This is a genomic window from Ruegeria sp. O5 (genome assembly GCF_056535105.1).
The window spans coordinates 1-21,941 of sequence record NZ_JBQERN010000003.1 but is presented as its reverse complement, the minus strand read 5'-3'; the positions used below and the strand labels follow the sequence as shown (position 1 = coordinate 21,941).

The 21,941-nt window shown below is 57.4% G+C and carries 20 protein-coding genes and 1 tRNA gene; 12 read left to right on the top strand and 9 right to left on the bottom strand.

All coding sequences use genetic code 11. The features are described 5' to 3' along the window. Position 1 precedes the first annotated feature (1 nt). From ACR0M3_RS06220 to ACR0M3_RS06195, 6 genes are all read left to right on the top strand, one after another. On the top strand, positions 2-523 hold the full coding sequence (locus ACR0M3_RS06220; RefSeq protein WP_480909992.1) for a TRAP transporter small permease subunit: 522 nt from the start codon (positions 2-4) through the stop codon (positions 521-523). Further along, a complete protein-coding gene (locus ACR0M3_RS06215; protein WP_267367377.1) occupies positions 523-1,848 on the top strand; it encodes a TRAP transporter large permease in 1,326 nt (441 codons plus the stop codon). Before ACR0M3_RS06220 ends, ACR0M3_RS06215 begins: the two co-directional genes overlap by 1 nt. 57 nt (positions 1,849-1,905) lie before the next feature. Continuing rightward, the gene (locus ACR0M3_RS06210; RefSeq protein ID WP_209504652.1) at positions 1,906-2,943 is read left to right on the top strand and encodes a TRAP transporter substrate-binding protein; all 1,038 of its coding nucleotides are present in this window, start codon (positions 1,906-1,908) and stop codon (positions 2,941-2,943) included. 57 nt (positions 2,944-3,000) lie between these two features. Further along, positions 3,001-4,362 carry a glutamine synthetase family protein gene (locus tag ACR0M3_RS06205; protein ID WP_267364712.1) on the top strand — a complete coding sequence of 454 codons (1,362 nt, stop codon included), beginning with the start codon at positions 3,001-3,003 and terminating at the stop codon, positions 4,360-4,362. Between the two features lie 94 nt (positions 4,363-4,456). After that, a complete protein-coding gene (locus ACR0M3_RS06200) occupies positions 4,457-5,839 on the top strand; it encodes an aldehyde dehydrogenase family protein (RefSeq protein ID WP_480506173.1) in 1,383 nt (460 codons plus the stop codon). Positions 5,840-5,906: 67 nt separating this feature from the next. Further along, a complete protein-coding gene (locus ACR0M3_RS06195; RefSeq protein WP_480909991.1) occupies positions 5,907-7,052 on the top strand; it encodes an iron-containing alcohol dehydrogenase in 1,146 nt (381 codons plus the stop codon). 62 nt (positions 7,053-7,114) lie between these two features. Here the strand turns inward: ACR0M3_RS06195 and ACR0M3_RS06190 are convergent, their stop codons facing one another. Together ACR0M3_RS06190 and ACR0M3_RS06185 are read right to left on the bottom strand one after the other, a co-directional pair. Then, positions 7,115-8,347 carry an HlyD family secretion protein gene (locus ACR0M3_RS06190; RefSeq protein WP_480506169.1) on the bottom strand — a complete coding sequence of 411 codons (1,233 nt, stop codon included), beginning with the start codon at positions 8,345-8,347 and terminating at the stop codon, positions 7,115-7,117. Further along, positions 8,344-8,748, bottom strand: coding sequence for a hypothetical protein (locus ACR0M3_RS06185; protein ID WP_480773258.1), 405 nt, complete (start codon positions 8,746-8,748; stop codon positions 8,344-8,346). Before ACR0M3_RS06185 ends, ACR0M3_RS06190 begins: the two co-directional genes overlap by 4 nt. A 186-nt stretch (positions 8,749-8,934) precedes the next feature. Here ACR0M3_RS06185 and ACR0M3_RS06180 point away from each other — a divergent pair, with 186 nt between their 5' ends. The 3 genes from ACR0M3_RS06180 to ACR0M3_RS06170 all read left to right on the top strand — a co-directional run bounded on the left by ACR0M3_RS06180 (position 8,935) and on the right by ACR0M3_RS06170 (position 11,063). Then, the gene (locus tag ACR0M3_RS06180) at positions 8,935-10,008 is read left to right on the top strand and encodes an NAD(P)/FAD-dependent oxidoreductase (protein ID WP_267364707.1); all 1,074 of its coding nucleotides are present in this window, start codon (positions 8,935-8,937) and stop codon (positions 10,006-10,008) included. After that, positions 10,005-10,658: a DUF938 domain-containing protein gene (locus ACR0M3_RS06175; RefSeq protein ID WP_480909990.1), complete on the top strand. Its 654-nt coding sequence runs from the start codon at positions 10,005-10,007 to the stop codon at positions 10,656-10,658. The genes ACR0M3_RS06180 and ACR0M3_RS06175 overlap by 4 nt, the downstream gene beginning before the upstream one ends. Positions 10,659-10,727: 69 nt before the next feature. Continuing rightward, the gene (locus ACR0M3_RS06170) at positions 10,728-11,063 is read left to right on the top strand and encodes a carboxymuconolactone decarboxylase family protein (RefSeq protein ID WP_209504659.1); all 336 of its coding nucleotides are present in this window, start codon (positions 10,728-10,730) and stop codon (positions 11,061-11,063) included. Positions 11,064-11,104: 41 nt separating this feature from the next. Here the strand turns inward: ACR0M3_RS06170 and ACR0M3_RS06165 are convergent, their stop codons facing one another. The 6 genes from ACR0M3_RS06165 to ACR0M3_RS06140 all read right to left on the bottom strand — a co-directional run bounded on the left by ACR0M3_RS06165 (position 11,105) and on the right by ACR0M3_RS06140 (position 18,921). Continuing rightward, positions 11,105-13,612 (bottom strand): GcvT family protein, encoded by a 2,508-nt coding sequence (locus tag ACR0M3_RS06165; protein WP_480909989.1) that lies wholly within the window; start codon positions 13,610-13,612, stop codon positions 11,105-11,107. Positions 13,613-13,754: 142 nt separating this feature from the next. Beyond that, positions 13,755-14,033: a hypothetical protein gene (locus ACR0M3_RS06160; protein WP_480482071.1), complete on the bottom strand. Its 279-nt coding sequence runs from the start codon at positions 14,031-14,033 to the stop codon at positions 13,755-13,757. Positions 14,034-14,119: 86 nt separating this feature from the next. Then, entirely contained in the window at positions 14,120-15,529 is a 1,410-nt protein-coding gene (locus ACR0M3_RS06155) for an FAD-binding oxidoreductase (protein ID WP_480545796.1), read from the bottom strand. Positions 15,530-15,622: 93 nt separating this feature from the next. Beyond that, the gene (gene ggt, locus ACR0M3_RS06150; protein ID WP_480909988.1) at positions 15,623-17,413 is read right to left on the bottom strand and encodes a gamma-glutamyltransferase; all 1,791 of its coding nucleotides are present in this window, start codon (positions 17,411-17,413) and stop codon (positions 15,623-15,625) included. A gap of 111 nt (positions 17,414-17,524) precedes the next feature. Then, positions 17,525-17,914, bottom strand: coding sequence for a GFA family protein (locus ACR0M3_RS06145; protein WP_480482077.1), 390 nt, complete (start codon positions 17,912-17,914; stop codon positions 17,525-17,527). Positions 17,915-17,934: 20 nt separating this feature from the next. Continuing rightward, positions 17,935-18,921: a 2-hydroxyacid dehydrogenase gene (locus tag ACR0M3_RS06140; RefSeq protein WP_480482079.1), complete on the bottom strand. Its 987-nt coding sequence runs from the start codon at positions 18,919-18,921 to the stop codon at positions 17,935-17,937. 198 nt (positions 18,922-19,119) lie between these two features. On the opposite strand from ACR0M3_RS06140, the gene ACR0M3_RS06135 reads away from it, so the two are divergent. From ACR0M3_RS06135 to ACR0M3_RS06125, 3 genes are all read left to right on the top strand, one after another. Further along, positions 19,120-19,581 (top strand): SH3 domain-containing protein, encoded by a 462-nt coding sequence (locus ACR0M3_RS06135; protein ID WP_480910106.1) that lies wholly within the window; start codon positions 19,120-19,122, stop codon positions 19,579-19,581. A 111-nt stretch (positions 19,582-19,692) separates the two neighbouring features. Further along, positions 19,693-20,682, top strand: a complete 990-nt coding sequence (locus ACR0M3_RS06130; RefSeq protein ID WP_480773125.1) for an NADPH:quinone reductase — start codon at positions 19,693-19,695, stop codon at positions 20,680-20,682. 90 nt (positions 20,683-20,772) lie between these two features. Then, a tRNA-Gln gene (locus tag ACR0M3_RS06125) sits at positions 20,773-20,847 on the top strand. Positions 20,848-21,056: 209 nt separating this feature from the next. Here the strand turns inward: ACR0M3_RS06125 and ACR0M3_RS06120 are convergent. Beyond that, complete coding sequence (locus ACR0M3_RS06120) at positions 21,057-21,848, bottom strand: DUF1194 domain-containing protein (RefSeq protein ID WP_480909987.1); 792 nt, start codon at positions 21,846-21,848, stop codon at positions 21,057-21,059. Positions 21,849-21,941 lie beyond the last annotated feature (93 nt).

The window sequence follows — 21,941 nt, the reverse complement described above, 5'->3', positions numbered from 1 at the left end:
GATGAAGTTCTTGCGGGGCTACGTGGCGGTCATTGACCGAACGAACCGCTGGATCGGGCGCGTCGTCATGTACGGCATATTCGTCATGATGGGTATTCTGTTCTGGTCTTCGGTCTCGAAAACTTTTTTCGTGCCGTCCCTCTGGACGCTCGAGATGGCTCAGTTCGCCATGGTGGCCTACTACATGCTTGGTGGCCCTTATTCGATCCAGATGGGGTCAAACGTGCGAATGGACCTGCTTTATGGCGAATGGTCTCATCGCCGCAAGGCCTGGACGGATGCCTTCACAGTCGTATTCCTGATCATCTATCTGGTCATCTTGCTGTGGGGGGGATGGGACAGCCTGATTTATTCCTTCCAATATGGTGGTGAGCGCAGCGCGACCATCTGGCGACCCTACCTTTGGCCGGTCAAGCTGATCATGGTTATCGGTATTTTCTTGATGCTGCTGCAAGCCATATCAGAATTGTTCAAAGATATTCTGCGCCTGTGCGGCGACGATATCCCGCGTGAGGTAATCTGATGTCATACGAGATGATTGCCTTGCTGATGTTCGCATCAATGATGCTTATGATGCTGACCGGCCAGCGCGTCTTTGGTGCAATCGGCTGTGTCGCTGTGGTTTCAGCCTTGTTCCTATGGGGGGATAGGGGCGGCTACGACTTGGGTTTTGCCGCTGCGATCAAAGTCATGAAGTGGTACCCGCTGCTGACACTGCCCATGTTCATCTTCATGGGATACATCCTTTCCGAAAGTCGGATCGCAGATGACCTTTACAAGATGTTCCATGTCTGGATGGGCGGCTTGTCCGGTGGTCTGGCTGTCGGAACCATCGGGCTGATGGTTCTGATCTCGGCAATGAACGGGCTGTCCGTTGCAGGAATGGCAATCGGCGCTACGATCGCCTTGCCGGAATTGCTGCGCCGGAACTATGACAAGCGCATGGTGACCGGCGTCATTCAGGCCGGATCATCCCTTGGGATTCTGGTGCCACCATCCGTTGTTCTGGTTCTTTATGCCATGATCGCGCGGCAACCCGTTGGCCAGCTATGGCTTGCCGGAGTGATACCCGGGCTGATGATGGCGGCCATGTTCATCATCTACATTGTCATCCGTTGCCGCATCAACCCGTCGCTCGGCCCGGTCCTGCCCGCGGAAGACCGCGACATTCCGTTGCGAGAAAAGCTGCTGCTGTTGCAAGCCGGATTGTTACCCTTGGGCATTTTCATGGTGATGATGGTCCCTTTTGTTAACGGCTGGACTTCGTTGGTGGAATCCTCCGCCATCGGCGCCACCACGGCCATGCTGGCTGCCTTTCTGAAAGGACGGCTGACACGCACGGTTTTCGAGAATTCAATTCGGCACACCCTGGGCATCTCGTGTATGTTCATGTGGATCATTCTGGCGGCTCTGGCTTTTGGCGCTGTCTTCGACGGGTTGGGTGCGGTCAAGGCAATCGAAAGCCTGTTTACCGAAAAACTGGGTCTTTCCCCGTGGATGATCCTGGTTCTCATGCAGCTCAGCTTTATCCTGATGGGTACGTTTCTGGACGATACTGCCATGCTGGTTATCGTCGCGCCGCTTTACGTTCCGCTGGTGGGTGCGCTTGGATTTGATCTTATCTGGTACGGCGTGCTTTATACGATCACCACGCAGATCGCATACATGACGCCGCCATTCGGCTATAACCTGTTCCTGATGCGCGCGATGGCCCCCCCGGAGATTTCGCTGCGCGATATCTACAGTTCGATCGTTCCTTTTGTTCTGGTGATGGTCTGCGCCTTGGCCATAATCATCATCTTTCCTGAAATCGCGCTTTGGCTGCCGAATTATGTCTATGGAAATTAAGTCACAAGACCCCGGCAAGGGGCGAAGTTCAGCAAGACTAAACAGAGGAGAAAGACAATGACTACAAGACGCAGATTTCTAAGTTCCGCCGGTCTGGCGGGGGCCGCTACATTGGCCTCTCCTGCGATCGTCAAAGCGCAATCCGCCATCAAGTGGCGGTTCCAGACCTATGCCGGTGGCGCATTGGGCGAACATGTGACCAAGCCAGCCATCGATTACATCAACGCCAATGCCAATGGCGAACTTGAGATCGAACTGTTCTATGCGGACCAGATCGTTCCGACAGGTGAACTGTTCCAGGCCCTGCAACGCGGCACGATTGACGGTGTGCATTCGGACGACGATTCCATGGCTTCGCCTACTCCGCTGCGTCAGTTCGGTGGTTATTTCCCCTTCGCCACCAAGCATATTCTGGACGTTCCGGTGCTGTTCAACCAGTACGGTCTGGCTGATATCTGGCGCTCGGAATATGAGAAGGTTGGCGTGACGTGGCTGTCGGCAGCGGGTCAGGACCCCTGCAACTTCAACACCAAAAAGGAAATCAAGAGCCTTGGCGACCTGGATGGGCTGAAGCTCTATACCTTCCCGACGGCAGGGCGTTTTCTGGCCAAGTTTGGTGTTGTACCAGTCAATATCCCTTACGAAGACGCGGAAGTGGCGGTACAAACCGGTGAGTTGGACGGAATGGCCTGGTCCGGCATCACTGAAGATTACACTGTTGGCTGGGCCAATGTGACCGACTATTTCCTGACCAACAACATCTCAGGCGCGTGGATCGGGTCCTGGTTTGCAAACCAGGAACGCTGGGCCGAGTTGCCTGACCACCTGAAATCGGTTGTGATGGCGGGTGTCGAAGCAGGCCACACCTATCGTAACCAGTGGTATTGGGGCGGCGAAGCGGCCTTGCGCGCGAATGGTGACAAACTGCAGTTGCGACAGGTTCCGGCGGCAGAATGGAAAGAAGTGGAAAATGCCGCTATCGAATTCTGGGACGAGGTCGCACAGGAAGGCGAAATTCACCAGAAGATCGTTGGCATCTTCCGTGAGTACAACTCGGTCATCAACCAGGCCGGCGCTCCTTACACTTTCGATTGATATCAAAACAGGGGCGCTGTCATGCGGCGCCCCTACTCAACGCATGAGGTTTGTTTCATGACCGCAACTCTGACTTTCGAAACCCTGAAATCGCTTGTCGCAGACGGCGCGATCGACACTGTATTGGTTTGCATGGTTGACATGCAGGGTCGGTTGATGGGCAAGCGTTTTCATGCAGGTCATTTTGTGGCTGGCGCGTGGGAAGAGACCCATTGCTGTAATTACCTGCTGGCCACGGATCTCGAGATGGCGACGCCGGATGGGTATGCCTCGACCAGTTGGGAGCGGGGTTATGGCGACTATGTGATGAAGCCAGACCTGAGCACATTGCGCCCGGTGCCCTGGCTGGAGGGCACCGCGATGGTGATGTGCGATATGCTGGATCACCACACCCATGAGGAAGTGCCACATGCGCCGCGCTCGATCCTGAAAAAGCAGGTGAACCGCCTGAAGGCGATGGGGTATGAGGCGATGTGCGCCACCGAGCTGGAATTCTTCCTGTTCGCGAAAAGCTTTGATGCGATCCGCAAGGAAGGGTTCCGCGATTTGGAGCCGATCTCGGGGTATAACGAAGATTATCACATTCTGCAGACCACCAAGGAAGAGCATGTGATGCGTCCGATCCGGAACCACCTGTGGGATGCGGGTATTCCGGTCGAGAACACCAAAGGTGAAGCCGAGGCCGGACAGGAAGAACTGAATATCAAATACGCGCCTGCGATGGACACGGCAGAGTATCACTCGATCGCCAAGAACGCGGTGAAAGAGATCGCCTGGCAGCAGGGTCATGCGGCGACCTTCCTGCCGAAATGGCATCATGAAAGGGTTGGCAGCTCGTCGCACGTGCATCAGTCGCTTTGGGCGGATGGCAAACCTGCCTTCTATGATGCCGGGGATGAACTGGGCATGTCGGCGCTGATGAAAAGCTATATGGCCGGCCTGCTGAAATACGCCGCTGATTACACGTATTTCATGGCGCCGTACATCAACAGCTACAAGCGGTTCATGAAGGGCACCTTTGCGCCGACGCGGATCATCTGGTCGGTAGACAACCGTACGGCAGGGTACCGCCTGTGCGGGGATGGCACCAAGGCGATACGGGTCGAGTGCCGTATTCCGGGATCGGACATGAACCCTTATCTGGCGATTGCAGGGATGCTGGCGGCCGGGATCGCGGGGATCGAAGAAGGGCTGGAGTTGCAGCCGCCGACCAAAGGCGATGTCTATCAGGGAGAGACGGGAAAGATCCCGGGTACTTTGAAGGATGCACGCAACGCTTTGCACGGATCACAGATGCTGCGCGCGGCCATGGGCGATGACGTTGTCGATCACTATACCCGCGCGGCTGAGGTCGAAATCGAGGAATTCGAACGCGTGGTAACCGATTGGGAAATTGCCCGCGGGTTTGAGCGGGCTTGAGATGGAGGAAGCGAGGGGCCGGCCCCTCGCGCACCCCGGGATATTTATGGCCAGATGAAGCAGGGATCCTGCTCTCTTTAGAGATGGAGTGACTATGGGGCAGATGTTGCAATGTGTCTCGCCGATCGATGGATCGGTATTTGCCGAACGAGAAGTACTGTCTCGGGATGCTGCGTTTGAAATTGCTGACCGTGCGCGGGCGGCGCAGGCCGGATGGGCAGCGCGTCCGTTGCAGGAGCGGATTGATCTGGTGATGGCGGGCGTCGCGGCTGTCGGCGCGATGAATGATGAGATCGTTCCGGAACTCGCGCATATGATGGGCCGCCCGGTGCGCTATGGCGGCGAGTTTGGTGGCTTCAACGAACGTGCCAGCCATATGGCAAAGATCGCCGAGACGTCACTGGCCGATATTGCCGTGGGCGAGGATGAAACCTTCAAACGCTATATCAAACGTATTCCGCATGGGGTGGTCTTTGTAGTTGCCCCTTGGAACTATCCTTACATGACGGCGATCAACACGGTGGCGCCCGCGCTGATCGCGGGCAACACGGTTGTTCTGAAGCACGCAACCCAGACTTTGTTGGTTGGTGAGCGGATGGCGCAGGCGTTCCATTCGGCGGGGGTGCCCGAAGACGTGTTCCAGAACGTGTTCCTCAGCCACGACGTGACCAATGACCTAATCGCGGGTAACGCGTTCGATTTTGTGAACTTCACCGGTTCGGTCGGTGGCGGTCAGGCCATGGAGCGTGCGGCGGCGGGGACCTTTACGGGCGTGGGCACCGAACTGGGCGGCAAGGATCCGGGTTATGTCATGGACGACGCCGATCTGGACGCGGCGGTCGATACGTTGATCGACGGCGCGATGTTCAATTCGGGCCAGTGTTGCTGTGGGATCGAGCGGATTTACGTTCACGAAAGCCTGTATGATGACTTTGTCGCCAAGGCCGTTGAGATCGTGAAAGGCTACAAACTGGGCAATCCGCTGGACGCCGAAACAACTATTGGTCCGATGGCCAATGTGCGTTTCGCTGACGAGGTGCGCGCGCAGATTGCCGAAGCGGTTGAGGCCGGTGCGGTCGCGCATATTGAAGCCTTCCCCGAGGATGACGGCGGCGCATATCTCACGCCACAGATCCTGACCAATGTCACCCATGATATGCGGGTGATGCGGGACGAAAGCTTTGGCCCGGTGGTGGGCATCATGAAAGTGTCCTCGGATGCCGAGGCCATCGCGCTGATGAATGACAGCGAATTTGGCCTGACTGCCAGCCTTTGGACCCGCGATGTGGACCGAGCGGCGCGTGTGGGCGACCAGATCGAGACCGGCACCGTCTTTATGAACCGGGCCGACTATCTGGATCCTGGGCTGTGCTGGACCGGTTGCAAGAATACCGGACGCGGCGGTGGTCTTTCGGTCATCGGCTATCACAATCTCACCCGTCCAAAATCCTACCACCTGAAGAAGGTCACGGGCTAAGGACGACGGCCTGCTCGGGGCTGACCCCCTCACCCGAGCAGGTCTCAAATCACAAAGGAAACCTGACATGTCACTTGTTGGAAACTGGTCCTATCCGACCGCAATCAAATTTGGTGCCGGGCGCATCAAGGAACTGCCCGCAGCCTGTGCCGCAGCCGGGATGAAGAAACCTCTGCTGGTCACGGACAAAGGGTTGGCCGATCTGCCGATCACATCGGCGACGCTGGATATCATGGAGGCGGCTGGTCTGGGCCGCGGTCTATTCAGTGATGTGGACCCAAACCCAAATGAGAAAAACCTCGACGCAGGCGTTGCGGCATACAAGGCCGGTGGGCACGATGGTGTGATTGCCTTTGGCGGCGGCTCGGGGCTGGATCTGGGCAAGATGGTCGCCTTCATGTGCGGCCAGACGCGCCCGGTATGGGACTTTGAGGATATCGGCGACTGGTGGACCCGCGCCGACGCGGATGCAATCGCGCCGATCATTGCGGTTCCAACGACTGCGGGGACCGGGTCCGAGGTTGGTCGTGCCAGTGTCATCACCAATTCCGAGACCCACGCCAAGAAGATCATCTTCCACCCCAAGGTCCTGCCGACGGTGGTGATCTGCGATCCGGAACTGACGGTTGGGATGCCCAAATTCATCACCGCAGGCACCGGTCTGGACGCCTTCGCGCATTGCGTCGAAGCCTATTCGAGCCCGCTTTATCACCCGATGAGCCAGGGCATCGCACTGGAAGGTATGCGTTTGGTGAAAGACTATCTGCCGCGCGCCTACGCAGATGGCAACGACATTGAGGCCCGCGCCCAGATGATGAGCGCGGCGGCCATGGGCGCGACCGCGTTCCAGAAGGGACTGGGTGCGATCCACGCCATGAGCCACCCGGTTGGCGCGCACTTTAACACTCATCACGGCACCACAAACGCGGTCTGTATGCCTGCCGTGCTGGACTTTAACGCCCCCGCCATCGCCGACCGGTTCCAGAACGCTGCCGCCTATCTGGGCATCAACGGAGGGTTCGATGGCTTCCGCGCCTTTGTGCAGGAATTCAACGACAGCCTTGGTATCCCGCGAAAGCTGGCAGACCTCGGCGTGACCGAAACCTCAGTCCCAACCCTCGTCGAAGGCGCAATCATCGACCCTTCATGCGGCGGGAACCCGATTGAGTTGACCAAAGAAAACCTGACACAGCTGTTCAAAGCAGCACTGTAAAAAAACAAGCGCCCGGCAAGGAACCTGCCGGGCGCTTTAAGAACTGTTCTACTGGTGCCGGATCAATGCCCGGTCAGTACCAGAGTGTTGACCGGCATCAGGATCAGGCGCAAACGCAAACCTGCCGCATGGACCACGCCAATTGTGTCAACCACATGCAGGAAAGCAGCTTGCCAAAAGCCCAAATCCTCGTGTTCCAGACGGTCATGGTTGTCGGTGTAGACATTGGCCAGACAGTTGCTGCCTGGAGGAATGTCATCGGCCATACCTTTATACAGCGGCTCCATAAAGACCAGAATTGATCCGGGATTAGTATTGTTCTGTACATCCCGCAATTCATCTGATGGACGGATCTGGCCGGACGGTATGACATCCTGCACCTCGACCACCACAGTGGGGATAACGGTGAAAGGCTTGGTCATGCAGCCCAACTCACCGATCATACCTGGCTTGATCACCTGAGCAGACAGTTGGTTGAAAGCCGCCTGAAAACGGTCATGTCCGGTATGCGATGGAACGAGGATGCCAGCAGGGCGCAACAAGGGGCTCACGTAATCACCGACTTGCAGGCTAAACTGCTCGACCCGTCCGGTAACACCGGCGACAATCAGTGTTTTGTCCAACTCGGTCTGCGCGGCGTCCAGCTGTGCAATGGCACTGGCCAGTTGCGCGGGGATCAGCTCCTCGATCTGCTGTTCAACTGCCGCACGTCTGGATTCGGCCGCAACAACCTGCGCCTCACGCTCGGCAACAAGGTTTTCCAACCGCTCAATCTCGGTCAGTCGGACAGCGCTTGAACCTTGGTCGCGCAGGGTCGTATTTCTTTCAAGATCGTCCAAGGACTGCGCCAAAGCCGCCTTGGCACCGGCAATACCGGCATCAGCCTCGGCCAGATCAGTTTCAGCCACGCGCAGCGAGGCCTGAACCTGTGCAATCTGTGCATTTGCCGCCTGAACCTGCGCTGCCTGGCTGAAATCTTCGATCCTGAAAATCGGCTGACCAGCGGTTACCAACTCGTTATTCTTGACGAATATTTCCGAAACGCGCCCGCCAAGTTGCGGCAGGATCGTCACGGTTCGAAAATAGGACGCTGCGGTTTTACTGGCTGGGTGAAAATAGAACAGCGTGGTGATTACCGTCAGCGCCAGAATGGCACAGGTCGTAAGGCCCCAGCGCAATTCGTACCACATGGTGAAAAGGGTGATCTCGTGACCGATACGTTTGCCCTGAACAAACCGGCGGAACAGATAATCGGGCAGCACCGTGATCAGGGCGCAAAGCAGAGTCTCAATCATGTGTTTTGCTCCTGCACGTCGGTGACTTCTGAAACGCCAGGGGTTGGAGCAGGTGCCTCGGGCACCGGTTCCGGAGCAATTGCACCTCCAAGAGAACGAATGGCATCGGCGATGTTTCTAAGTGGGGAGGCGAAATCCGGAAACTGGAATCCTGCGACCAGTACAGCGGCAATCCAGAATATCCCGTTATGTGTAAACAGGGCCAGCAGTGCCAGAATGCCCACCAACTGAAATTGCGGATGGTTGTTCTCGTGCGCCATTTTTTCCGGAACCGAATGAAGCGTCAGGTACCCAACACCGATCAGCACCACGAGAATGACAAAGAAGACGACCATAGCCGAAAAAAGGTAATCGCTTCCGTCAGCTGCGACGACGTATCGGGGAATGTGCCCAGTGGCCATTGGATGAAGATCTGCTGCGGTCACCTTGCCCTCCTGTTCGTTTTGATACTTCTTTGAACGGGTTGAAGCCCAAATTCAAGGCTGCATATATTTTGGAGATTCTTCGAAATGCCAAGTGCTTGACCCAGAGAGCTAAATGAAACCCAGAAAACTTGTGGCGAACCTGCTGCGGAAGGAACACAAATAATGATCGATTTCCTCGTCATCGGGGGCGGAATTGCCGGGTTGAGTGCGGGCGCGCGCTTGTCGGAACATGGAACCGTGATGGTTTTGGAGGCCGAAGACGCCTTGGGGTATCACGCGTCGGGTCGCTCGGCAGCCCTGTTTGAGCAAAGCTATGGTCCGCCATCCGTGGTGGCGCTGAACACGGCTGGGGCCGCGTTCCTGCACACACAGAACGGTGGGTACCTGACACGGCGCGGACTGATGTTGATCGGTTCGTTTGACCAAAGCGAGGTTTTCGAAGCCGACCGCAAGGATCTGAACATGGAAAGAATTCCCATCGATCAGGCGGTTTCGAACGTTCCGATCCTGAACCTGGCCAAGGTGGGTTTCGCGGCTATCAGTGAAGCTGCGTTTGACATCGATACCGATCGCCTGTTGCAAGACTTCGCGCGGGCCATTCGCCAGAACGGAGGAACCGTTGCAACGAAAAGCAAAGTAACCGGTATTCGAAAAGAGCGGCATTGGCTGGTCGAGGCCGGGCAAATCTTCGAAGCCCGCAATTTGGTGAATGCGACGGGTGCATGGGTGGACGAGATCGCCAAGCTTGCCGGGATACCACCTATCGGCATCTCTCCTCGCCGCCGATCCATGGCGCGGCTGCCCGCCCCCGGGGGCCATGATGTATCCGGATGGCCCATGATGCTGGGCACGGGTGAAACATGGTACGCCAAACCGGACGCGGGCAAGCTGCTTGTTTCGCCTGCCGAAGCCGACCCGGTACCACCTCAGGACGCCTATGCCGACGATATGGTGCTGGCCGAAGGTCTGGCGCGCTATGAAGAATTGATGACCGAACCAGTAACACGCGTCGAAACAAACTGGGCAGGATTGCGCAGTTTCGCACCAGATGGAACCTTGGTGCTTGGGCCTGACCCGATTGATCCATCGTTCATCTGGTCTGCGGGTCAAGGCGGGTATGGTTTCCAAACAGCACCGGCAGCTTCGCAGTTGTTGTGTGATCTGGTGGTTGGAAACACGCCGGTGCTGGATCCAGACAGTGTTAAGTCGCTGACCCCAAACAGGTTGAACAGATGATCAAACGCAATCTACCGCCCTCCGCGAGTGTCGCCAACGCGGGTGAGGATGGAAAACTGGTGGCCCCGGCAGCGACCCGAAACTTGGATGCGCTTTGTGTGTTGCTACAAGACTGGGCACCGCGCCGCGGGCACGCGCTGGAGATTGCAAGCGGAACCGGTCAGCATGTCTGTGGATTTGCTGATTTGCTGCCCGATCTGACGTGGCATCCCACCGAACCTGACCCTGAGCGCCGCAATAGCATCGACGCCTATGCCAGCGCCTTACCCAATGTGGCAGGCGCCGAACATCTGGACGCAACGAATTCGGGCTGGCATACGCGCTTTCCTTCGCAGGACCTGATCGTCTTGATCAACCTGATACATTTGATCAGTTGGCAGGACACCAGAACCATTTTCGCCGAAATCGCTCAGTCCCTGACTGAAAATGGGCGGTTCGTTTTGTACGGCCCGTTCAAACGCTCGGGCCAATTGACAAGCGACGGGGACAAAAGGTTTCACGAGGCTCTGATCGGACAAGACCCCGACATTGGATACAAGAACGACGAAGATGTCCTTGGCCTGTTCCAGGAAGTTGGGTTGCGCGTGTTGAAAACCATCGACATGCCCGCAAACAACCTTGCATTTGTTTCCGAGCGCCCGGCCAACTGATCGAGATCAAGGTCAACTTACCACTGCCCGCACATATTCCCGTTATCTTATATGAAAAAGGCACTCAAAATGGCTTGGCAAGAAAAGCTTTCGGCAACACGAACCAGTTTGCGCAACCTCAACGGGGCCATTCCCGACACTTCGCGCGCATTCGGCGCGCTTGGGAAGGCTGTGAAGGAAGGTGGAACGCTCGACTATAAAACCAAGGAATTTATTGCGTTAGGCATGTCGGTGTCGCTCCGCTGCGAACCCTGCATTACCCTGCACACCGATGCGTTGGTCAAAGCGGGCGCAACGCGCGAAGAGGTGTCCGACGTTTTGGGTATGGCCATTCAGATGGGTGGTGGACCAGCCATGATGTATGCTGCCAAGGCGTTGGAATGTTTCGACGAACTATCCGCGTAACCAACAGAAAAGGCCCCGGAAATTCCGGGGCCTTAGATTGATCAGCCGTCCTTGCGGATGGTTTCGTTTTTCGGATCATAGGGGCTGTCGCATGTCACGACAGCATCCCACAACTTGTCCTGCATCTTGACCTTCAGCTTGGTGCCTTCGACCGCCAGATCAGGCTTCACATAGCCCATCCCGATCGACTTCTCGAACGCGACAGAATAGCCGCCCGAGGTCAGTCGACCTACACGCTCGCCTTCCGGCGTATACAGCGCCTCGCGGCCCCACGGGTCAGCATCGGCCGGACCGTCGATCAGCAAGGTGCAGCACTTGACGCGCACACCGGTCTCTTCCAGCTTGGCCTTGCCGTGGAAGTCCTTGGACAGGTCGACAAAGCGCGGCAGGTCGGCTTCCAGCGGGGTCGCATCGCGGCCCAACTCGGTGCCGAAGGCGCGATAGGACTTCTCCTGACGCAGCCAGTTCTGGGCACGGGCACCGACCAGTTTCATGCCGTGCTTTTCACCGGCTTTTTCCAGCAGGTCGAACAGGTAGTTCTGCATCTCGATCGGATGGTGCAGCTCCCAGCCCAGCTCACCGGTATAGGCCACGCGGATCGCGTTGACCGGGCACATGCCCAGTTCGATCTGACGGGCCGACAACCACGGGAAGCGCTTGTTGGACAGTGCGGTTTCCGGGTCGGCGTCCTTGATGACTTCTTTCAAAACGTCACGCGACTTGGGTCCGGCGATGGCGAAGACGCCCCATTGCGTGGTCACGTCCTGGATTTCGATGTAACCGAACTCCGCCATCTTGTCCTCAGCCGCTTTACGCAGGTAGTCGGCGTCGTACTCGGTCCATGCACCGGCAGAGACGATGTAGTAGTTGTTCTCGCCATTGCGGACGATGGTGTATTCGGTGCGGGTGGTGCCATTCGAGGTCAGCGCGTAGGTCAGGTTGATACGACCGACCTTGGGCAGCTTGTTGCAGGTGAACCAATCCAGGAACTGCGTGGCACCGGGGCCTTTGACGACATGCTTGGTGAAGGCCGATGCGTCGATCAGGCCAACGCCTTCGCGGATCGCCTTGGCTTCTTCGACAGCATATTGCCACCAGCCGCCACGGCGGAACGAGCGTGCTTCCTTGTCGAAACTCTCGGGCGCGTCCAGCGGGCCGTAATAGTTCGGGCGTTCCCAGCCATTCACCCAGCCGAATTGAGCACCGCGAGCCTTCTGGCGATCATAGGCCGGAACGGTGCGCAGCGGACGGCAGGCTTCACGCTCTTCATCCGGGTGGTGCAGGATGTAGACATGCTCGTAGCATTCTTCATTCTTGCGTGCCGCGAACTCGGTGGTCATCCAGTTGCTGCTGTAACGCTTAGGGTCCAGCGATGCCATGTCGATCTCGGCTTCGCCATCGACCATCATCTGTGCCAGATAATAGCCGGTGCCACCCGCAGCGGTGATGCCAAAGCTGAAACCCTCGGCCAGCCACATGTTGCGCAAACCCGGAGCCGGACCAACCAGCGGGTTGCCATCCGGTGTATAGCAGATCGGGCCGTTGAAATCGTCCTTCAGGCCGGATTCGGCACAGGACGGCACGCGCTCGGCCATTGCCATATACTGTTCGGCGATCCGGTCCAGATCCAGCGGGAACAGGTCGGCGCGGAAGCTGTCCGGAACGCCGAATTCGAACTGCGCAGGGGCGCCGTGTTCGTAGATACCAAGAATCCAGCCACCGCGTTCTTCACGTGCATAGGATTCGTTGTCGGCATCGCGGACAACGGGGTGCTCTGGGTTGCCTGCTTCGCGCCATTTGACCAATTCGGGGTCTTTGTCCATGACGATAAAGGTGTGTTCGACCGGGATTGCGGGCATTTTGATGCCCAGCATCTTGGCGGTGCGCTGCGCGTGGTTGCCCGACGCGGTCACAACATGTTCGGCGGTGATTACGACCTGCTCGTCGGAAGGCACCAGGTTGCCGCCCTTTTCGACCATCTTGGTGCAGGTCACTTCCCAGTGCGTGCCGTTCCAATGGAAGGCGTCAGCCTGCATCTTGCGCACGATTTCGACGCCACGCTGACGGGCCCCCTTGGCCATCGCTTGGGTCACGTCGGCAGGGTTAATATAACCGTCCTCGGTGTGATAGATCGCTCCCTTCAGATCCGATGTCTCGATCAGCGGCCAGCGTTCCTTGATCTGGTCCGGGGTCAGCCATTCGTATTTCACATCACAGGTTTCGGCGGTCGAGGCATAGAGCATGTATTCGTCCATACGCTCTTGCGTCTGTGCCATGCGCAGGTTGCCCACAACCGCGAAGCCTGCATTCAGGCCGGTTTCTTCCTCAAGCGTCTTGTAGAAATCCACCGAATACTTGTGGATATGGGTCGTCGCATAGGACATGTTGAACAGCGGCAACAGGCCCGCGGCGTGCCAGGTGGACCCGGACGTCAGTTCGTCCCGTTCGATCAACATCACATCGTCCCAGCCCGCTTTGGCCAGATGATAGGCAATCGAGGTCCCGACGGCGCCGCCGCCTACGACCAATGCTTTGACTTGGGTTTTCATAACCGGGCGTCTCCCCTTGAAATCAGTTGACACCATATGGCGCACTTAAGGGGGAAAGCGCGACATTCATCCGACCAGTGATATGAAAAAAACGACCCGAATATCGAAAGCGGGTCGCAATTCATTCGTTGGACCGCTGCCCTCAACCACCGGAACGGCAACGTTTGCTTGTTCCGACCGAGACGCAAACTAATTTGCCACTTTCTTCCGAGGGATTCTTCACCGCCGGTTCCTGTGATGGCGAAGGCTGCGCCTCTGCCGTGAACCAGCCGTCAGAAAGACCGACACGCGAGGAGACCGAGGCAAGATATTCTTTCACGCCCAAACCACTTTCCGATGCTTTGGCTTGCTGAACATAGTCCAGCCCTACAACGGCCAACCCGCAGATGGCTACAAACCCCGCCAGATATTTTACGCTCATGTCGACCATCCTCTGTCATCAACCCTTTGAAACCATGACATGTGGACGTTTTGAGGGCGCAAATACGGACCAGGGGGTGAATATGGCTACGTGTCGTCCGACAAGATCTTGCCGGGATTCATGATGTTGTCTGGGTCCAGTGCGGCCTTGATCGCAGCCATGTACCGCGTGGCAGCACCCAGTTCCCTGTTCAGATACGGTCGCTTTCCCTGCCCGATGCCATGTTCACCGGTACATGTGCCTTCCATGGATATTGCCATGTCGTTCAGCCAGCCGACAAACGCCTCGGCCTTGGCAACTTCTTCAACGTTTTCCATGTCGATCAGCAGCAGCGTATGGAAATTGCCGTCCCCAACATGACCCACGATTGGGGCCAGCAAGCCGAGGCCGGCAGCTTTCTTCTGGGTCTCGGTCACACATTCGGCCAGACGCGAGATCGGTACACAGACATCGGTCGAGATGCCCCGCGCACCGGGGCGCAGTTGCAGACACGCCCAATACATATCGTGCCGTGCCTGCCAAAGTTTGTTCCGTTCTTCGGTGGTCGAAGTCGCTGCAAAATCCGTGCCGCCAAACTCTTCGGCGATCTGACCAAAGGTTTCAGCCTGCTCTGTGGCACCGCTTTCCGAGCCGTGAAACTCCAGCAACAACAACGGTGTATCCGGCAGACTCAGCCCGGAATAGGCGTTGGCGGCCTGAACCGACAACTCGTCCAGCAACTCGATCCGGGCAACCGGGATGCCATACTGAATCGTCATCATCACCGCACGGCACGCGGCATCGACGGTCGGAAAGGAACACCGGGCCGAACTGATCGCTTCGGGGATACCCTGCAACCGCAATGTCAGCTCGGTGATGATTCCCAGCGTGCCTTCCGCCCCGATCAGAAGACGGGCCAGATCATAGCCGGCCGAAGATTTCTTGGCCCGGTGCCCGGTACGGATGATCTGACCGTCTGGCATCACGGCTTCAAGGCTGAGAACGTTGTCCTTCATCGTCCCATAGCGCACCGCATTGGTGCCCGACGCGCGAGTGGCAGCCATCCCACCCAGCGACGCATTCGCCCCGGGATCAATCGGAAAGAACAGGCCCAGATCGCGCAGATGGGTATTCAACGCTTCGCGCGTGACACCGGGCTGCACGACACAATCCAGATCCTGGGCATGAACTGCAAGCACACTATCCATTTGTGTCAGATCGACCGAGACGCCCCCCGCCGGCGCATTTACATGCCCTTCCAGTGATGTTCCTGTTCCGAACGGGATCACTGGCACCCGGTGCGCCGCGCAGGTTTTGACGATGTCCGAAACATCCTGCGTCGAATGCGGGAAAACCACGGCATCGGGGCTTTGGTTTTCGATCCAGGTCGTGGTGTGCCCATGTTGTTCACGGACAGCGGCACCCGTTTGCAACCTGTCGCCAAAGCGCTGCTTGAGAATGCTTATGACGGTTTCAATACCAGCTTCATTCCTTGGCAATGCGGTTGCCTGCACCATTGTCATCCTCCCCTGCCCCAAAACATTTCGGGCCTTTCAGCCTATGACTAAAAGGCCCGTTGAAAGCAGGCAATCCCCACTAATACCGAGGGTCTATTCGCCCAGCGCAATCCCTTCGCGGCGCGGGTCGGCACCACCGCTCAGCCCGTCACCGATTTCGATGGCGTGCAGCCCCGAAGTCAGGTCGCGTGCGTTGACTTCAAAACCCAACTGAGCAAGCGCGTCTGTAAATCCTTCCGCAGAAGTCGCAGCCTCGACATCATATGTTCCGAACCGGTTGACCAGATGAGGCAGGGAAACCGCCTGCTGCACGTCCATTCCCCAATCGGCCCAGGCGATGATGGACTTGGCGACATAGCCGATAATCCGGCTGCCGCCCGGAGACCCGATAGCCAGAACCGGCTCGCCACCCTGCAACACGATAGTCGGGCTCATGGATGAGCGCGGACGCTTGCCAGGCTCCAGCCGGTTGGCAATCGGCACACCGTCGCTGTGTGTCTTGAACGAGAAATCAGTAAGCTCGTTGTTCAGCAGGAACCCGTTTGTCATCAGGCGCGACCCAAAACCATTCTCGATCGTCGTCGTCATCGACAGCACATTGCCATAGCTGTCCACGATCGAGATATGCGAGGTTGACGGCAGCTCCAGCGACACGTCGTCCGCCCAAATCAAAGCATGGTCAAATTCCGGTTGGCCCGGTGCGACCTCGGACAAGGCCACCTCGCTTTCCAGCAAGGCTGCCCGCTGGGTCAAATAACCCGGATCAACCAGCCCCTTGGTGGGCATGGGTATGAAATCGCTATCGGCCATGTACCGCCCACGATCCGCAAAGGCGAGGCGCGAAGCATCGCCGATCAGGCGCCATGCCTCGGCGCTCTCAGCGCCCATTGCTGCAAGATCATAGCTGTTCAACATCCCCAGAATCTGCCCGACGGTCAGCGCACCCGACGACGGCGGGCCCATGCCGCAAACCTCGTAGGCGCGGTATTCGGCACAGACCGGTTCACGTTCGATCACCTGGTAGAGCGCCAAATCCACCCCTGCAAGAACGCCGGGATTTCCTGGGGCATTGCGAACAGTTCGCACGATATCCGCAGCGATCTCACCTCCGTAAAAACCGGCAGCGCCATCGCTGGCCAGCACGCGCAATGTTTCGGCATAATCCGGGTTCATCAACCGCTGCCCCTGCTGCAACGGCTGACCGTCAGGCAGGAAATATGCGGCTGTTTCGGGAAAGCGCGACAGGCGGTCAGCATCGTTTTCTACAAGGCTGGCCAGACGCGGGGAAACCAGAAACCCTTCATCCGCCAATCGGATTCCGTCGGCAAACAGTCCGGGCCAAGACGCGCGCCCCCATCTTCGATGCGCCTCTTCCAGCAGTGCAGGCGTACCCGGTGTACCCACCGACAATCCGCCCACCACCGCATCGAAGAATTTCAGCGGCTCGCCGTTTTCATCCTGAAACAGCGTCGGGGTAGCGGCAAGGGGGGCCGTTTCGCGCCCGTCCAGCGTTGTCATCTGCCCGCTGGCCGCGTCGTACCAAACCAGAAACGCACCCCCGCCCAGACCAGAAGATTGCGGCTCGACCAGCCCCAGCACGACCTGCACGGCAACCATCGCATCCGCGGCAGACCCGCCCGCGCGCAGCACTTTGGCCCCGGCCTCGACCGCCAGCGGATTGGCCGCAGCTATCATCCAGTTTTCGGATGTGACCGGAACTCCTTCAAGCTTGGCTTCGAGGGCCGCAATAACCTCGTCGGTCATCGCCTGAACCTGCCCCTCTGTCGCGCCCTCAGGGGCGACGGCGTCGGCTGTTTCCTGCGCGAACCCCGGTGTCGAAATAGCAAGTGCGGTAGTAAGCAGCAGTGCTGAAACGTGTCTCATCTGTTCTAACCCTCCAATACAATCTTTATTTTCAATCCTGTAAGGATTTTGCCCCCTCTGCAACGATCAGGCATGGCAGCGTGTTATCACAGCGAAGTTTCGCCATTTCCCCTATGGTTCGGTTTCTTCGGCGCGACGATCCTGATCATAGCGGGTTGTCTCGGCAAATTCGGGTAGCCACGCCTCGCGTCGTTTGGTCCAGCATTCATATGTCGGTATGAATTGGTCAGGCGCGTCAAGACAGCCCAGATGCACTTCGACTTCGGCACCGCTTCGGGCAAATACCGGAGATCCGCAATCAGGGCAAAAGTACCGGTCGGAATAACCTTTCACATTTCCGGTGATCTTAACCGCATCCGCCGGAAAAATAGCCGCCGCATAAAACAACGCGCCGTGGTGTTTGCGGCAGTCCAGACAATGGCAAATCCCGACGCGAAGAGGACAACCCGAAGCCGTGACGCGCAGTTTTCCACAACGGCATCCCCCTTCAAACACGTCCATCCATGATCCTTTCCGACGCGTCAGAGCATCGCAGGCACAACCTGATCCGGTGGGCGGTGGCCATCTTCGAAGGTTTTGATGTTGATGATGACTTTTTCACCCATCTCAACCCGGCCCTCCAGCGTGGCCGACCCCATATGCGGCAGTAGAACCACGTTCGGCAACTGCCGCAAGCGCGGGTTCACACCGGTTCCCTGTTCGTAGACATCCAGCCCCGCGCCCGCAATTTCCCCCGCACGGATCATCCGGGTCAAAGCGTTCTCGTCAATAACCTCACCCCGCGAAGTATTCACGATCACTGCCGAGGGTTTCATCAGCTTTAGGCGGCGCGCGTTCATCAGGTGGAAGGTAGACGGTGTCGATGGGCAGTTGATAGATATCACATCCATACGCGCCACCATCTGATCCAGGCTTTCCCAATAGGTCGCCTCCAGTTCTTGCTCAATCTCTGGGCGCAATCTGCGGCGGTTGTGATAATGGATCTGCATACCAAACGCCTTGGCGCGGCGGGCCACAGCCTGTCCGATCCGGCCCATGCCCAGAATACCCAAACGCCGCCCGCCAATGCGACCACCCAGAAACGCGGTGGGGGCCCACCCGGTCCAGTCGCCTTGCTGCATGACGCTCAACCCTTCGGGAATGCGCCGTGTGACAGCGAGAATCAGGGCCATGGTCATATCTGCCGTGTCGTCGGTCAGCACACCGGGCGTGTTGGACACCAATATGCCGCGCTGCCGCGCCGTCGCCACATCGATATTGTCGACACCGGCCCCGTAATTGGCGATCAGCCGCAGCTTTTCACCTGCCTGACCCAATAGCCCGCCATCAATGGTATCGGTCACCGTAGGCACCAGTACATCGGCATCCTGCACCGCTGCTACTAATTCTTCACGCGTCATTGGGGTGTCGTCGTCGCGCAGGCGCACGTCGAACAATTCGCTTAACCGGGTTTCTACTGCCTCAGGCAACCGTCGCGTAACGACAACACTTAAACGTTCTCTTGGCACCTCGGCTCTCCCACTGCTTTGCAAACGGACGCGCGCCATGGCATCGTGGCGCAGGATAAGGCGGGGCACAAGAACCCCAATGGCATTGAGTCGACCTTTTTTCAAAACCGGATCAACAGGCATAAGAGCGGGCAGTCAGTGAGTGGTATTCGACCGGTAAAACGCCGATTTCTGGCGGTAGTTTCCGCATTTCTGGTCATGTTCGGTGCCTGCGCCGCACATGCCGAAGTCAAACGCGGATCGGTCACCAACCTGCCCCTGCCCCGATATGTGTCGATGAAGGCAGCCGAAGGGAACGTGCGGCGCGGACCATCCCTAACCCACCGAATCGATTGGGTATTCAAAAGGCGTGGCATGCCGCTGCAGGTCACTGCCGAATATGGCAACTGGCGCAAGGTCCAAGACCGCGACGGCGCGGGTGGCTGGGTTCACTATGCCTTGTTGTCTGGCGTCCGAACGGTGCTGATCGAATCCGAGATGCTGCCTGTTTATGCCCGCCCCGACCCGACCTCGCCCGTGAATGCCCATTTCGAGACCGGAGTAGTGGCGCGACTTGGAGCCTGTTCGCTGGACTGGTGCAGGATCACCGCCGGCGGATACCGTGGCTGGACACTGAAATCGAACCTTTGGGGCGTCGATCCTTCCGAAATTCGGGAATAGGCGAAAGACAATTTCCGGTATCCGCGGTTGCGCATCGCCCCGAAAAAGCGCGACAAGCTGTTTGAGTTACCGGCCCAATCGCCGCTTAACTCGACCTAAACGGAGGACCCTATGCGCGCAGTCACCTATTCAGCCTTCGGAGACGCTGTCGATGTCTTGCGCATACAGGATATTCCCCCAGTTCCGCCTGGACCGGGTGAAGTCACGGTCGAGTTGTCTTATTCCGGCGTAAATCCCTCGGACGTCAAGGCCCGCGCGGGAACCCGACCGGGTGTCACAGAACCTCCGTTTCCGCTGATCGTTCCGCACAGCGACGGGGCTGGAGTCATCACAGCGGTTGGCGATGGCGTACCCGCGACGCGGATTGGTCAGCGCGTGTGGATTTGGAACGGGCAATGGCAACGCGCGTTCGGTACAGCTGCCAGCCACATCACCCTGCCTGAATCTCAGGCTGTAGAACTGCCCGAGACGGTGTCACTTGAAACCGGAGCGATTCTTGGAATTCCGGGCCTTACCGCAAGCCACGCAGTGTTCTCGGGCGGCACGCCGCGCGGGCAAACCATTTTGATCCATGGTGGGGCGGGTACTGTCGGGTATCTGGCTGTCCAGCTTGCCAAATGGGCCGGAGCCAAAGTGATCGCAACGGCCAGCACCCGCAGCTTTGACCGGGTCAAGGCAGCTGGTGCAGATGTCGTTCTCGACTACTCCGGTGAACACCTTTCGGATCAGATTCTCGACGCAAATGATGGACGTGCAATTGGTCGAATCGTCGATGTCGAATTTGGACAGAACCTTGACACCAACATTGCCGTCATCGCCGAAAACGGCCGTATCAACGCATATGGATCTGCCCGGAATATGACACCCGTCTTTCCCTTTGGACCCATGATGTTCAAGGCAGTGACACTCGAGGCGGTCCTGATCTACCTGCTGCCCGTAGACTTGCGCGCCGCCGCAATAAAGACACTCCACAAGGCACTGGCTGATGGCGCATTGATCTGCCCCGTACATAAGGTCTTTACACTGGAAGAATGCGCTGCCGCCCATGCGATGGTACAGGAAGGCAACCGTACCGGAGCGGTGTTGATCGACACCAAATGAAAGGCCCTCAAAAAAATTTTACGGCGCTCGTTTTTTTTGCAAAACGCTCTTGAACCCTGCCATCAACAATCGTAGATAGCCGCTCACCGTTGGGGTGTAGCCAAGTGGTAAGGCAGCGGTTTTTGGTACCGTGTATCGTAGGTTCGAATCCTACCACCCCAGCCATGATTTTCCCTAATTGCGAATTACCCATAAGCGTGCAAATTTCACTCGGTTCGTGCAAATCGATGTCAATAAGTTTGTCTACTCACACCGTTTGGAAGATTCACCATCATCTGTGCATTTCTATTGAAAGCGGAGAATACTAGTTTTCCTTAGGAAATTGCTGCTGGCTTTTAGTATTGAGCCTCGGGTGATTGATGCAAAGGTCGTTTCTAGGGTTCGCTCCAGATTTGTTGATTCCGTTCCCAGATCTTCTCGCCAATCAGGCAGTCATAGTCTGAGGGTGAGATGTATTGCGCCTTCATAACCTCTCCTATTGCTGGCGCTGATCCAATTTCCAGAACCAATTTTCGTCGTACGGCCTCCGCAAAGCCTTTCCAGTCAAGCACCGGGATTACGAATGAACCAAGTCCGCCCGTCACACAGTTCCGGTAGTAGGCGTCAAGATCGTCGAGGTGCCACTGACTCCCCATACCCTCACGGGTCATCAGCGGTAACCCATTTATGGTGATCGACTTCGACAATACTGCCTCACGGGCTTGCAAAACCGGGCGACCCTGATTGTTAGGCCCGTCGCCAGAAACGTCGATAACTTTACGTAGACCTTCGAATTCGTTCCGTTCGATCATCGATGCCCCGAAGATCAGGGCCTCAGAGATTGAAGTGCGGCGCAAGGCGGGATCGAAACGCGTGGTCAAAACACCCGCAAACTCATCCAGATCAGCGCGTGTTTCTAACAGCATCCAGTCAACAATAACGTCTTGTGTTCCCGCCCACTCGACGTATGTCAAAGCCACCCGTTGCAAAGGGCCCGACTGAACAGCGGCGAAAACTTCATCCGACATCAAGGCTGCGGCGTAACCCTGCCGCTGAATCTCGAGTTCTCGCTCAGTCATCGACCTTGAAACATCTACAAGAAGGGCCAGTTCCAGGTCGACTTCAATTTTCTCAGACGCGACAGGAGTTGCCGAGAGAGAGGCAATCGCGACAATTGTCAGGAGCAAGTTGGACGTGTCGCGGTTTGCTGCCGCTCCTTTGATAGCATTTATTGCAGCAAAGGAGACGAACTATGGGACTGAAACGGACGGACGAATTTC